A 13,000-nucleotide genomic window follows, 5' to 3' on the forward strand; every position below is an offset into this window, starting at 1 on the left:
TACCCTGCTGGGGGCCGGAGTATGGCAGGGCCGCACGCCGCGTCCCACGCCGGACGGCCGGCCGCTGTCGGACCGGTCGGGGCGGGTCAGGCGCGTCGGCGAGGAGACGGTGATGCCGAGCAGTTCTGCCCTCGGCCGAGGGCTCTGGCGCCCCGGGGCGCGGGGACCGCACGATGGCGGCATGACGGAACGCGGGGTGCTGCTCTGGATCCACGGCGGCGGTTGGCGGGCCCGGTCGAGCGAGGACGGCGCGGCCCTGACCGGGCACGGGCTGCGGGTGCTCCCGGCCACCTACCGGTTCGTCGCCGAGGCGCGCTGGCCGGCCCAGCTCGACGACGTACGGGCGGCGGCGCGGGCGGCCCGGGACCGGGCGGGCGGCCTGCCGCTGCTGGTCGGGGGCGACTCGGCCGGCGCGATGCTGGCCCTGCACCTCGCCCTGCGCGGCGTGGACCGGCCCGACGACGTGGCCGGCGCGCTGGCGTACTGGCCGCCGGTGGACCCGCTGGCCACGGACTGGCGGCGGCTGCGCGGCGGCGACGACCCGTGGGCCGAGCTGCTCGGGCGCCGGCCCGCACCGGGCGACCCGGCCACCCTGGACGTCACCGTTGCCACCCACGTCGGCAACGGGGTCCCGGTGCTGCTGGTGCAGGGGACGGCCGACCCGGCCGTGCCGGTGAGCCAGTCGGTCGGCCTGGCCGCCGCGCTGCTGGCCGGCGGGCACCCGGTGCACGCCTGGCTCACCCACGGCGGCCACTCCCTGGCCCTGGACCGCCCCGACATCCACGCCACGACAGCAACCTTCCTCGACACCGTCCTCCCCCCACCCACCGCCCCTCCCGCACCCGCAAATACACGGAACTAGTGCCCTCGGGCGTCGTCCAAGGGCACTAATTCCGTGTATTTGCGCCACAGGTTCCGCAGGCGGGTGACGCGGGAGGGTTCTCTGGGTGGCGGTGGGTGGGTGGGTGGTCAGCCGGATAGTTGGTGCAGGTCCAGTCGGCCGCGGGCGAAGGCGTCTACCCGGCCCCAGCGGCCCGGGATGTCCAGCACCTCGATCCGCCCCATGCCGATCGGCAGGCGCGGCTCGACCGCCAGGTGTCCCCCGTGCGGCTCGATGCCCAGCATGGTGCGCAGCAGCAGCATCGGGGCGCCGGTCGACCAGGCCTGCGGGCTGCACGCCGTCGGGTACTCGACGGGGAACTTGGTCAACTCCCGCTGGTACCCGCCGAACGCCTCCGGCAGCCGCCCGTCGAAGTATCTGGCGGCGGCGAGGATGCCGTCGGCGATGGTCGCGGCCTCCTCCGCGAAGCCGTACCGGCGCAGCCCCCAGGCGATGAACGAGTTGTCGAACGGCCAGATCGTGCCGTTGTGGTAGCCGATCGGGTTGTACCGGGCCTCCCCCTCGGCCAGCGTCCGCACGCCCCAGCCGGAGAACAGCCGCGGCCCGACCAGGTGCTCGGCGAGCTTCTCGGCCCGGTCCTGGTCGACGATGCCGCTCCACAGCAGGTGGCCGATGTTCGAGCTGAGCACGTCCGCCGGCCGACCGTCCGGGTCCAGGGCGAGGGCGAAGTACTGCCCGTCCTCCACCCACCAGTCGCGGTTGAAGCGCTCCTTGAGCTGCGCCGCCTCCCGCTCCAACTGATCGGCGAACGCCGGGTCGCCCCAGAACTCGCGCGCCAGCCGGGCGGCCCGGACCTTCGCGTCGTACGCGTACCCCTGCACCTCGCAGGTGGCCCGGGGAAACGGCGGCAGCGTGCCGTCACGGTACGAGATGGAGTCCCAGGAGTCCTTCCAGCACTGGTTCTCCAGGCCGGTGTCGGTGTTGCGCCGCTCGTACCAGATGTAGCCGTTGCCGACCAGGTCGGCGTAGTTGTCGATCCACCTCAGCGCGGCCCGGGCCTCCTGCTCCAACTCCCTGACCAGCGCGACGTCCCCGGTCCACCGCTCGTACTCGTCGAGCAGCACCAGGAACAGCGGCGTCGCGTCCACCGAGCCGTAGTACGGCGAGTGTGGCTGCTCCTCGAACGCGGCCGTCTCGCCGTAGCGCAGCTCGTGCAGGATCCGCCCCGGGTCCTCGTCCCGGAAGTCGTCGAACCGGGTGCCCTGCAACGACGCGAGGAGGCACAGCGTGGTCCGGGACAACCCCGGGACGAACGGCATGACCTGTAGGCAGGTCAGGATGCTGTCCCGGCCGAACATGGTCATGAACCAGGGCAGGCCGGCCGCAGGCAGCGTCTGCCCGCTGAGCGACAGCGGCGAGAAGCGCAGCGCCGCCAGGTCGACCAGGCTCCGCCGGTACGTATGGGCCAGGTGCTCGCACTCGGAGTTCACCTTTGGCGCGGCGGCGATCCACTCCTCCAGGCCGCGCTGGGGGGTCGGCCGCCCGTGGCTGGGCACCCGCATCTCCATCCGCACCTGGCTGGTTGGCCCGAGCACGACCGTGTGCACGTCGATGTCCGTGCTCCACTGCGTGTTCGGCTCCAGGTGGACGCTGTACGTGAAGCCGTTGCGGTCGTACCGGGCGGTCTGCGACGAGGAGATCAACGTCTCCCGCCGGAAGTTGCCCCGCCGGTAGCCCAGCCGCAGCCGGTCCGCCTCGGCCTCCGCGTAGGTCTCGCCCTTCTTGTTCAGGATCTCGTCCTTGACCTGGAACAGGTCGGCGAAGTCGGCGCCGGCGTCCATCCTGATCTCCAGGTCGACGGCCTTCTCGTCGTGGTTGAGGATGGTCACCTGCTCGTGGAAGCTGCCGCCGATTGTCCGCTCGCGGATGATCGACAACTTGGCGTCGACGTAGTGCGTCGCCATTCCCGGCACCAGGAAGAACCGCGCCTCGTAGTACTGGAGGTCGTCGTAGGAGAGGGCGTTCAGCCGCTCGCCGTTGACCGTCAGCACCCAGCGGGACAGGAACCGGGTGTCGAGGGAGAACAGCCCGGTCGGCTCGGAGGGCGTCGCCTCGATGTCGCCGGTGTCCTCCGACACCACGAAGGTGCTGCCGTCTAGGATCCGGACCGTGTTGGCCTGCGCCATCAGTACACCTCCCGATGGAAGAGCCGACGCGGCTCCCGGCTGCCCGGGGGGGCGGGGAAGAGCCGATCCACCTGCACCACCAGCCGGATGTCACCGGTCACCGTCATGTCACCGCGGAACAGCGCCGCAATGCCGTTCTCCCGGCCGGCGGCGAGATCCTCGAGCAGTTCCGGGGTGGTCCTGACGACCGTGTCGGCCTCCCGGTCCTCCTGGCTCACCCGGAGCCGCCCCCGGTCGATCGCCAGCAGCCAGTGCCTGGTCTGCGGCCCCTCGTTCAGGTCGAAACGCAGGGTGCCGGAAATCTTGGTCAGCAGGGGCTCGTAACCCCGCCGGTCCAGGTTCTCGAAGAACCTGGTGGTCGCGTCCAGCATCGGGCCCTCTCCTCCCGTCGATCCGCGTTCGACGTCGCAGGAGGGTCCCCCTCCGGTGCTGGGTCAACCTCGCCCGGATCGGGTGACGCGGGCGAGCGCAGGCAGGCCGGCGAGCGCGGGCGCACGACACGACGCCGGCCCCCGCGTGGGGGCCGGCGTGCCGCGGCGGACGGTCAGTTGTTGGGTTCGTCGGCGCTGATGTCCGCCAGCACCGACTGCGGCTCGCGCTCGACCGCGAGGTCGCCCATCGAGATCAGGCCGACCAGCCGCCCGTCGTCGATCACCGGCAGCCGGCGTACGGCGTAGGTGCGCATCAGGTCGGCGGCGGCCACCGTGTCGTCGTACTGACTCACCGTGATCACGTCCCGGCTGGTGATCTGGTTGAGCCGGGTCGAGGTCGGGTCCAACTGCTCGGCGACGCCCCGGACCGTGATGTCCCGGTCCGTGACGATGCCGGCCACATCGGTGCCGTTGGTCACCACCACGTCGCCGATGGCGCTGTCGCGCATCTCCCGCGCCGCGGCGGTGAGCGTCTCGTTGCCGTCCATCGTCACCAACCGGGTCGTCATGAACTCTCCGACCGTTGTCATGGTGCTCCCCTCTCGGTGTCGGCACCCGCGGTCTACCCGCCCGCCCCGAGGGGTAACGCGGACCGGGCTACCGGTGACCGGGCGCCCAACGGGGCCGGCCGTCAGGGTCGGGCACCCGGCCGGTGCCGCCGGGCCCACCGGCGCAGGTCGTAGAAGCCGTTGCTGGACAGGCCGTAGAACAGCGGCAGCAGCAGGAAGACCACGAGCGCCACCGGCACCGACACCAGCCAGCCGACCAGGCCGGCGACGGCGTACGACACGACGCCGAGCACGGCGCGCAGGCGCTCGACGGCGAAGAACCGGGGCGAGACGCGCGGCACGAGCAGGTCCCGGTGCCGGCTCAGGTGGTGGTAAAGGGCGAGCCAGGCCACCGAGAGCACCACCCCCACCAGCCCGTACAGCGCCACCGCGACCCGCTCGTCGGACCGGTCGCCGTGCTGGACCGCGCCGGAGAGCACCGCCGTGGCGAACGGCAGCAGGGCGACGCTGAAGAGCACCCCGAGGTTGACCCAGTGCAGCCCGCGGTCGGTGCACCGGACCCGGTGGAAGGTCCCCTTGTGGTTCAGCCAGTTCACCGCGACGTACAGGTAGGACGTGACGTACGCCAGGTAGACGGGCCACTCGTCGAGCAGGCTGCGCAGCAGCCCACCCGGCGGCACCTCAGGGGTACGCAGGTCGAGCACCAGGATCGTGATGATGATCGCGAACACGGCGTCGCTGAACCCGATCGCCCGGCTGGTGTCCGAGCGCAGGTCACCGGCCTCGTCGTCCGCGGTCCCCGGCCGGTCCCGGTCGCTGTCCATCGGCTCCCCGTCCCCGTCCCCGTGCCCGGCCGGGTGGCCGGAACGTGTGGCAGGAGCCGCGGATACCCGCTGTCGCGGGCCTCAGCCGCGCGGCGGCACGCCGTAGACCCGCTCGACGTGCAGGCGCAGCACCAGCCGCCCCTCGGCGACCATCGCGGCGCGGAAGTCGTCCCAGTCGGGGTGCTCGCCCTGCACGGCCCGGTAGAGCCCGGCCAGTTCCTCCACCGTCGCGTCGTCCGGCCGACGCGCCACCGGGGTCAGCTCGGCCCGCGCCTCGGCCACCGCGTACGCCCAGCCGTCGTCGCTGCTGACGTGGAAGCTGGCCCGGGGATCCCGGCGCAGGTTGGCGGTCTTGGCCCGCCCGTCGGTGACCGAGACCCGGATCAGCCCGGCCTCCCGGTCGAAGGAGTAGACCACGTTCGACAACTGCGGGCGTCCGTCCCGCTTGATGGTCGCCAGCACACCCATCCACCGGCCCGCGATGAGCCCGGTGAGGGCGCTCCGGGTCTTCTCGTCCGCCACGGCAGCCTCCAGGTCGAGTCGTCGTACCTGGGTCCATCCAACCCGACGCGCGGCCCGCCGGCCGGCCGACGCGACGGCCCGGCCGGCGGGACCGGGGTCAGCGGCCCTCGGCGGCGACCAACTCGGCGAGCTGCACCGCGTTCAGCGCGGCGCCCTTTCGCAGGTTGTCGTTCGAGCAGAACAGGGCGAGGCCGTGCTCCGCCGTCTCGTCGGCGCGGATGCGACCCACATACGTCGGGTCCTGGCCGGCGGCCAGCAGCGGGGTCGGCACGTCGACCAGGGCCACCCCGGGCGCGCCGTCGAGCAGCTCGCGGGCCCGCTGCGGGGTGATCGGCCGGGCGAACCGGGCGTTGATCTGGAGCGAGTGGCCGGTGAAGACCGGAACCCGGACGCAGGTGCCGGAGACCCTCAGCCCGGGGATCTCCAGGATCTTGCGGCTCTCGTCGCGCAGCTTCTGCTCCTCGTCGGTCTCCTCGGAGCCGTCGTCGACGATCGAGCCGGCGAGTGGGAGCACGTTGAACGCGATGGGCCGGGCGAAGACCCGGGGGGCCGGGAACTCCACGGCCGTTCCGTCGAAGGCCAGCGCCGCGGCCTGCTCGGCCACCTTGCGGACCTGCTCGTCCAGCTCGGTCACGCCGGCCAGGCCCGCGCCGGAGACCGCCTGGTACGTCGAGACGACCAGGCCGACCAGCTCCGCCTCGGCGTGCAGCGGGCGCAGCACCGGCATCGCGGCCATCGTGGTGCAGTTCGGGTTGGCGATGATGCCCTTCGGGCGGTTCGCGGCGGCCTGCGGGTTGACCTCGGCGACCACCAGCGGCACGTCCGGGTCCGTCCGGAACGCCGACGAGTTGTCGATCACGACCGCGCCGGTCTCGGCGACCCGGGGGGCCAGCTCCTTCGCCGTGCCCTTTCCGGCGGAGAAGAGCACGATGTCCAGCCCCGAGTAGTCGGCGGTGGCCGCGTCCTCGACGGTCACCTCGCCGCCCCGCCACGGCAGGGCGCGCCCCGCCGACCGGGCGGAGGCGAACAACCGCACCTGCTCCGCCGGGAACTCGCGCTCCGCCAGCACCTGCCGCATCACGCCACCGACCTGGCCGGTGGCCCCCACAATGCCGATCCTCATGCCCGCGAGGCTACCCAGGTCGACGCCCCGGCCGGGAACGCTTTCCCACGGCCCGGACCCGTCCGGGCGGTGACCCCGCCCACCTCGACCAGCACCGGACCGCAATGACGACTCCGGCGCGGGGCGCCGCCCGGAAGATCGCAGGCGACCCCGCCGCCGGGCCGCAACATCCGCGCCCGGCCGCCGTACGCCCGGCGCCGCCGCCCCGGCAGCCGCCACGGCCCGCGCGACGGGAATCACATCTCCCTTCGCCGCGCGGGCCGGTCGGCGGGCCGCCGTGGTCGGACCGCCATGGGTCGGACCGGCGGGGCGGGCCGGCGGGGCGGGCCGCCGTGGCCGGGTCAGCCGGCGGCCGGTCAGCCGAGGGCCGGTCAGCCGGGGGCGTCGACGATCTCGCCGAGGTTGGTGGCGGCGAGATCGTCGCGGATCAGCGCGGCGTCGCCCTCCACCACCAGGGTGAGCGACTCCGGGTGCAGGTAGCCCGCGGCGGCGGCCGAGACCTGCTCGACGTCGGCGGCGAGCAGCGACTCACGCAGCCGGGCGTGGTAGTCGTCCGGCAGGTCGTGCACGACCAGGGTGGTCAGCGCCGACGCGATCGCCCGAGGGCTCTGCAGCTCGACCGAGAGCTGCCCGGCCCGCCAGGACCGGGCCACCGCCAGCTCGTCCTCGGTGACCCCGCCGGCCTGGGTACGGCTGATCTCGCCGACCGCCTCCACCAGCGCCGGCGCGGTCACCGCCGTCTGCACGCCCGAGCTGACCGCGAACCGGCCGAACCGGCGGGACGAGGCGAACTCGCCCCGGATGCCGTACGTGTAGCCGCGCACCTCGCGGATCAGGTGGTTGAGCCGGGAGGTGAACGCCCCGCCGAGCACCGTGCCGGCCAGCAGCGACGGCACGTGGTCGGGGTGTGCCCGGTGCGGCGACGGGTGGCCCAGCCGCAGCGTGGACTGCACCGACCCGGGCCGGTCGACCAGGATGATCCGCCGCCCGGCGCGCAGCGACACGTCGATCGGGCCGCCCTGGGAGACCGGGCCGCCGCCGGTGCCGGCGAACGCCGCCGCGCCGAGCGCGTCCAGGTCGAGGCGCTCCAGGTCGCCGACGACGATCAGGGTGCCGGGGCGGAGGAACCACTCGGAGTGGAAGACGGTGATGTCCTCGGGGTCCAGGCCGGCCACCGAGTCCGGGTCGCCGTACATCGGGCGGCCCCACCGGTTCTCCGCGCCGAACAGGTCGGCCCGCAGCGCCGCATCGGCCCGGGGGCCCGGGTTCGCCCAGTCCATCCGCAGCGCGGTGGCCTCGTCGTCGCGGACCCGCCGCACGTCGTCCGGGTCCAGCCGGGGCGTCCGGACGGCCTCGGCGAGCAGCTCCACGGCGGCGGTCAGCCGGTCCGCCGGAACCTGGACGCTGACCTGGAACGAGTCCCAGTCCAGCCCGGTCACCAGCTCGGTGCCGAGCCCCTCCACGGCCAGCGCGTACGCGGCGGCATCCCGCTGCGCGGTGCCCTCCTCCAGGGCCTTGGCCAGCACCGCGCCGAGCCCCTCCCGGCCAGCCGGCTCCCGCCCGGCTCCGGCGTCGAGCAGCAGCAGCGCCACCGCCAGGTTCTGCCCGGGCAGGTGCGCGGCGACGACCTGGCCGCCGGCCACCGAGCGGCGCACCACCTGCGGGAACCGGTACGGCCGGGCCAGCCCCGGCCCGGGACGATCGGCGATCAGGCTCATCGGGGCTTCCTTCCGTTCACGACTGCGGGGCCGGCGGGCAGCGGATCGCGGCGGCCCACCGGGCGGCGCCGCTCGATCGTCGCGCTCACGCGCTCTCCTCGGGCAGGTAGGTCAGGGTCACCCGGTCCTCGGCGCGCAGCACCTCGGCGGCGAGCTCGGCGATCTGATCGGCGGTCACCGCGAGCCAGGCGGGCAGCCGCTCGGCGGCGACGGCCGGATCGCCGAACTGGGTGGTGTACCGGCCGAGGGTGTCGGCGCGTCCGTCGACCGTGGACATCTGCCGCCACCACCCGGTGCTCAGCAGCGCCTTGGCCCGGTCCAGCTCGACGGCGGTGACCGGCACGGTGGCCAGCTCGTCGACCACCTCGGCCACCCCGGCGGCCAGCCGCTCGCCGCTCACCCCGGGGCGGGCGGTGGCGGTGGCGATCAGCGGGGCGGGGGCGTGCGCGAGGTCCACCCCGTAGGAGCCGACCAGGTCGGGCTGGGCGATCCGCTCGCCGTCGGCGAGGCGCTGGTAGAGCCGGCTGCCCCGGCCGCTGCCCAGCACGGTGGCGAGGACGGTGAGCACGTCGTACCCGGGGGTGCCGAAGGCGTGGGTGCGGTGCGCGACGAAGACGCGGGGCGCGGGCACCGCGGCCGTGACGGTCTCCGCCACCGGCCCGCCACCGGCCGGTACATGCCGGCCGTCCGGCGCGGCCGGGATCGACTCCCGGGCCGGGAGGGCGCCGAAGTACTTGTCGGCCAGCGCGAAGACCTCGGCCGCGGTGGCGTCGCCGACCACGGTCAGCACCGCGTTGTTCGGCGCGTAGTAGGTGCGGTGGAAGTCCTGGAAGGTGGCCAGGGCGGCGGCGTTCAGGTCGGCCATCGACCCGATCGTCGCGTGGTGGTACGGGTGCCCCGGCGGGTAGAGCAGCGGCAGCAGCCGCAGCCACGCGTCGCCGTACGGCACGTTCTCGTAGCGCTGGCGGCGCTCGTTCTTGACCACGTCCCGCTGGTTGTCCAGCGTCTCCTGGGTCAGCGCCGGGACCAGGCCGCCCATCCGGTCGGCCTCCAGCCAGAGCGCCAGCTCCAGATGCTCGGCCGGGACGGTCTCGAAGTAGTTCGTCCGGTCCGGGTTGGTGGTGGCGTTCAGGGAGCCGCCGGCGCCCTGGACGAGCTTCATGTGCTCGGTCTTCGCCACGTTCACCGAGCCCTCGAACATCAGGTGCTCGAAGAGGTGGGCGAAACCGGTCTGCCCGTCCGGCTCGTGCCGGGATCCCACGTCGTACCAGAGGTTCACGGCGACTGCGGGGGCGGCGCGGTCCTCGCTCACCACCACGCGCAGGCCGTTGTCCAGTCGGGTCGTTTCGATCGGCCAGGGGTAACCGCTGTCGGGCATGGTCCGACGCTATCCGATCGGGGAGGCGGAAAGGTGACGCGACCGTGGTCGGCGCGGCGACGCGCCCGCCACCCGCCCCCGGCGGCCGCCCGCGCCCCAGCCGCCACCCGCCCCTGGCCGCCGCCCGCGCCTCGCGCCGGCGTACGCCGGAGGCGCGGACGGCCGCCGCGCCGGGTCGACTCAGTCGGGGGGTTCGATCGGGGGCACCGTCTCCTCCGAGGTGCGCTGCTCCGGCACCGTGTCGGGGGCGGCGTTCTGGTCCGCCTCCCGCAGGTCCGACTCGGCGAGAATGGCGGCGGCCTGGGCCCGCGGGTCGTCGCTGCCGGCGGCGGCCTCCTCGGGCAGCAGGTGGGCCCGGGACTCGATCCGGACCTGGTCGCTGTGAGCATTCGTCATGCCGGCCTCTGTACCCCGTGCGCGGCTCACCGGAACGGGCCGCGCACGGCGAAGTGCCGCGACGGTGGCGCGCAGCAGCGCACGACGGCCTGTTCGAATCTCCCGGATACGGCGTGGTGCGCTGGCGCAGCCATCGACGGGTCAATCGATGATGACGAACGTCAGGCTCGGCTTCACCGACGGCCGGATGAGCCTTTCCCACCGCGTCGGGTAACCTGGGTGCCGTGACGCGTTCGTATCGATGGTTTAGGCAGCCGGCTGGAGGAGCCGGTGACTTCACCATGATCTGACGTCACTTCTCTTCGAGCCGGCCGGGCAGGAACATTGGTTCCTGCCCTTTTGCGTACGAGCAGCCGGCTCGACCTCGGGCGCCGGCCCCGGGGCACGGTCGGCGGAAGGAACCCCACCGTGAGCACCCCGGACAACCATCGCGTCATCGACCAACGGATCGATCGCGTCGTGCCGTTGACCACCCCTGCCCTGCTGCACCACCACCTGCCCCTGGACGCGACGCTCACCGAGGCCGTGCTCGACGGCCGGCGCGCGGTCGGCCGGGTGCTCGACCGCGCCGACGACCGGCTGCTGGTGGTGGTCGGCCCGTGCTCGGTGCACGACCCGGCCGCCGCGCTGGACTACGCGGCGAAACTGCGGACCGCCGCCGACCGCCTCGCCGACGACCTGCTGATCGTGATGCGCGTGTACTTCGAGAAGCCGCGCTCGACGGTCGGCTGGAAGGGCCTCATCAACGACCCCGGGCTGGACGGCTCGGGCGACGTGAACACCGGCCTGCGCACCGCCCGCGCGCTGCTGCTGGACGTGTTGCGGCTGGGCCTGCCGGTGGGCTGCGAATTCCTCGACCCGATCACCCCGCAGTACATCGCCGACACGGTGGCCTGGGGTGCGATCGGCGCCCGCACGGTGGAGAGCCAGGTGCACCGGCAGCTCGCCTCCGGCCTGTCCATGCCGATCGGCATGAAGAACCGCCCCGACGGCAGCGTCGGCACCGCCGTGGACGCCATCCGGGCTGCCGGCGTCCCGCACGTCTTCCCCGGCATCGACGTCTCCGGCACCCCGGCGATCATGCACACCCGGGGCAACGCCGACGGCCACCTGGTGCTGCGGGGCGGCAACGACGGCCCGAACTACGACGCCGCCTCGGTGGCCGGGGCGCTGGACCTGCTCCGGGCGGCCGGCCTGCCGGAGCGGGTGGTGGTCGACGCGAGCCACGCCAACAGCGGCAAGGACCACCGCCGCCAACCGCTGGTCGCCGCCGACGTCGCGGACCAGCTCGCCGCCGGCCAGCGAGGCATCGTCGGCATCATGCTGGAGAGCTTCCTGCTCCCCGGCCGGCAGGACCTCGACCCCACCCGCGAGCTGGAGTACGGCCGCTCCGTCACCGACGCCTGCCTCGGCTGGGACACCACCCAGGAGGTCCTCGACACCCTGGCCACCGCCGTCCGCACCCGCCGCACCACCACGTCCCCCCAACCCCTCCCGGCCTAACCCCCACCCCCACCCCCACCCACCCGGCCCACCCCACCCCCACCCGCACCCCCGCCCCGCCCCGCCCCACCCCGCCCCGCCCCGCCCCGGTGATCAAGAGCTTTGTGTCAGGTCCAGCGCGATTCCTGACGCAAAGCTCTTGATCACCGCATACGGGGGTGGGGGGTGGGGTGGGGTGGGTGACGTTTGACCGTTTCTGGCTTGGGTAGCCGACCGGCGTGACCGACGACGCACCTGTGACGGACGCAGCCGTGGACGACGCCGAGCTGGCCGCCGACACCGATCTGCTCGCCGACACCGACACCGACCCGGACGAGGACGAGGACACCGCCGAGGAGCCGGACACCGGGCCGCTCGACGAGCTGCTCGACGAGATCTACCTCGGCCAGGAGCGGATCAGCCAGGCGGACATCTACCGCCGGGCGGTCGCCGCCGAGCTTCCTGCGGCGCTGCTCACCCGGATAGCCGCGCTGCCCCAGGGCGAGTACGCGGTGGACGAGGCGGCCGACCTGCTGGGCGGGTCGGCCGTCTAACGCCTCGGGTTCGGGCGGCGCGAGCAGGCCAGGCCGCGCGGCGGCACGACGCCGGCACCCGGGCCGAACCGCGGCACCGACCCCGCCCCGACCACGGAGAGGACAGCGAGATGACCGATCGCGAGGAGCAGCGGGAGGAGCACGTCCCGGCGCTCGGCCAGCCGCCGGAGGGCCCGGACACCCCAGCCGAACCGGACTTCGCCAACGAGCACGACCTCACCGCCGTCGACCCCGACATCATCACCGGCGACGAGGACGATGAGGAGCGCGAGACGGAGTCGCCGCACGGCTGGTCTGGCATGCAGCGTTGACCCCGGACGGGACGGCATGCAGCGCTGACCCCGGACCGGGCGGGATGCAGCGCTGCCCGGACCGGGCGACATGCAGCGCGCTGATGCCGTACGGGGACGGGGGGCGGCCTCGGGCCTCTCCCCGTACCGTGTCAGTCCTTGTCGTGACCGCCCTCGGCGGCCTGCTGGGCGACGGCGTAGCCCATCTGGAGGAAGTCGGAGGCCGCCACCGCGGTCAGCGCGGTGGCCACCAGCCGGGTCAGCCGGGGGGCCAGCACCAGGCCGCCGGTGAGCCCGGTGGCCACCCAGACCGCCAGGCAGAACGGGCAGCTCAACAGCTCCCCGATGGCGTGCCGGGTGGGGCTGCCCGAGTCCCGGACCTGCTCCATCACCTCGCCGGAGCCGCTCGGACGGTCGTACCGGGTGAACGGGGCGCGCAGCGGGCTGGTCACCGCGTCCTTGGACAGCAGCCGGCTGAGCTTGTGGGTCGCGATGGAGAGCAGCACCACATCCGACGGGCTGGGCCGCTCCGGCACCGGCCGGCCGGTCGCCCTGACCAGTGCGGCGAGCGTCGCGGTCACCCCGGCGTAGGTGCCCATCGCCACCAGGTAGCCACCGAGTGGGCGGTGCTCGTGCGGCGCGTACGCCTGGCGCAGCCGCGCCACCTTCTGATTCAGGCTGCTGTCGCTCAACCCGGTCTCCTCGTTCTCTGGCACGTGCGGCGCTCGGTCCGCCGGCAGCGGGTC

General features: G+C 73.7%; 14 protein-coding genes. 4 read left to right on the forward strand and 10 right to left on the reverse strand.

The window, feature by feature from the left end; all coding sequences use genetic code 11:
* The first annotated feature begins 181 nt into the window (after positions 1 to 181).
* Entirely contained in the window at positions 182 to 862 is a 681-nt protein-coding gene (locus tag OG617_RS07735; RefSeq protein WP_405099973.1) for an alpha/beta hydrolase fold domain-containing protein, read from the forward strand.
* A 107-nt stretch (positions 863 to 969) separates the two neighbouring features.
* Here the strand turns inward: OG617_RS07735 and OG617_RS07740 are convergent, their stop codons facing one another.
* From OG617_RS07740 to OG617_RS07780, 9 genes are all read right to left on the reverse strand, one after another.
* Entirely contained in the window at positions 970 to 3,027 is a 2,058-nt protein-coding gene (locus OG617_RS07740; protein WP_405099975.1) for a glycogen debranching N-terminal domain-containing protein, read from the reverse strand.
* Positions 3,027 to 3,398 (reverse strand): SCP2 sterol-binding domain-containing protein, encoded by a 372-nt coding sequence (locus OG617_RS07745; protein ID WP_405099977.1) that lies wholly within the window; start codon positions 3,396 to 3,398, stop codon positions 3,027 to 3,029. The genes OG617_RS07740 and OG617_RS07745 overlap by 1 nt, the downstream gene beginning before the upstream one ends.
* Positions 3,399 to 3,571: 173 nt before the next feature.
* The gene (locus tag OG617_RS07750) at positions 3,572 to 3,988 is read right to left on the reverse strand and encodes a CBS domain-containing protein (RefSeq protein WP_350884607.1); all 417 of its coding nucleotides are present in this window, start codon (positions 3,986 to 3,988) and stop codon (positions 3,572 to 3,574) included.
* Positions 3,989 to 4,089: 101 nt separating this feature from the next.
* Entirely contained in the window at positions 4,090 to 4,791 is a 702-nt protein-coding gene (locus OG617_RS07755) for a TMEM175 family protein (RefSeq protein WP_405099980.1), read from the reverse strand.
* 81 nt (positions 4,792 to 4,872) lie between these two features.
* Positions 4,873 to 5,313, reverse strand: coding sequence for a PPOX class F420-dependent oxidoreductase (locus OG617_RS07760; RefSeq protein WP_396683123.1), 441 nt, complete (start codon positions 5,311 to 5,313; stop codon positions 4,873 to 4,875).
* Between the two features lie 97 nt (positions 5,314 to 5,410).
* Positions 5,411 to 6,436 carry an aspartate-semialdehyde dehydrogenase gene (locus tag OG617_RS07765; RefSeq protein ID WP_405099982.1) on the reverse strand — a complete coding sequence of 342 codons (1,026 nt, stop codon included), beginning with the start codon at positions 6,434 to 6,436 and terminating at the stop codon, positions 5,411 to 5,413.
* A 371-nt stretch (positions 6,437 to 6,807) separates the two neighbouring features.
* A complete protein-coding gene (locus OG617_RS07770; protein ID WP_405099984.1) occupies positions 6,808 to 8,154 on the reverse strand; it encodes a M16 family metallopeptidase in 1,347 nt (448 codons plus the stop codon).
* Between the two features lie 85 nt (positions 8,155 to 8,239).
* A complete protein-coding gene (locus OG617_RS07775) occupies positions 8,240 to 9,532 on the reverse strand; it encodes a M16 family metallopeptidase (RefSeq protein WP_405099986.1) in 1,293 nt (430 codons plus the stop codon).
* A 180-nt stretch (positions 9,533 to 9,712) separates the two neighbouring features.
* Entirely contained in the window at positions 9,713 to 9,928 is a 216-nt protein-coding gene (locus OG617_RS07780) for a hypothetical protein (protein WP_405099988.1), read from the reverse strand.
* A 408-nt stretch (positions 9,929 to 10,336) separates the two neighbouring features.
* Between OG617_RS07780 and OG617_RS07785 the strand changes: the two genes are divergently transcribed.
* The 3 genes from OG617_RS07785 to OG617_RS07795 all read left to right on the forward strand — a co-directional run bounded on the left by OG617_RS07785 (position 10,337) and on the right by OG617_RS07795 (position 12,275).
* Positions 10,337 to 11,431: a 3-deoxy-7-phosphoheptulonate synthase gene (locus OG617_RS07785; RefSeq protein ID WP_405099990.1), complete on the forward strand. Its 1,095-nt coding sequence runs from the start codon at positions 10,337 to 10,339 to the stop codon at positions 11,429 to 11,431.
* Between the two features lie 284 nt (positions 11,432 to 11,715).
* Positions 11,716 to 11,964, forward strand: a complete 249-nt coding sequence (locus tag OG617_RS07790; protein ID WP_405103537.1) for a hypothetical protein — start codon at positions 11,716 to 11,718, stop codon at positions 11,962 to 11,964.
* 110 nt (positions 11,965 to 12,074) lie between these two features.
* Positions 12,075 to 12,275 carry a hypothetical protein gene (locus tag OG617_RS07795; RefSeq protein WP_405099992.1) on the forward strand — a complete coding sequence of 67 codons (201 nt, stop codon included), beginning with the start codon at positions 12,075 to 12,077 and terminating at the stop codon, positions 12,273 to 12,275.
* Positions 12,276 to 12,406: 131 nt separating this feature from the next.
* Here the strand turns inward: OG617_RS07795 and OG617_RS07800 are convergent, their stop codons facing one another.
* On the reverse strand, positions 12,407 to 12,946 hold the full coding sequence (locus OG617_RS07800) for a DUF1360 domain-containing protein (protein ID WP_396683137.1): 540 nt from the start codon (positions 12,944 to 12,946) through the stop codon (positions 12,407 to 12,409).
* Between the last annotated feature and the right edge of the window lie 54 nt (positions 12,947 to 13,000).

Source organism: Micromonospora sp. NBC_01412 (assembly GCF_045040215.1).
GTDB lineage: Bacteria > Actinomycetota > Actinomycetes > Mycobacteriales > Micromonosporaceae > Micromonospora > Micromonospora rubida.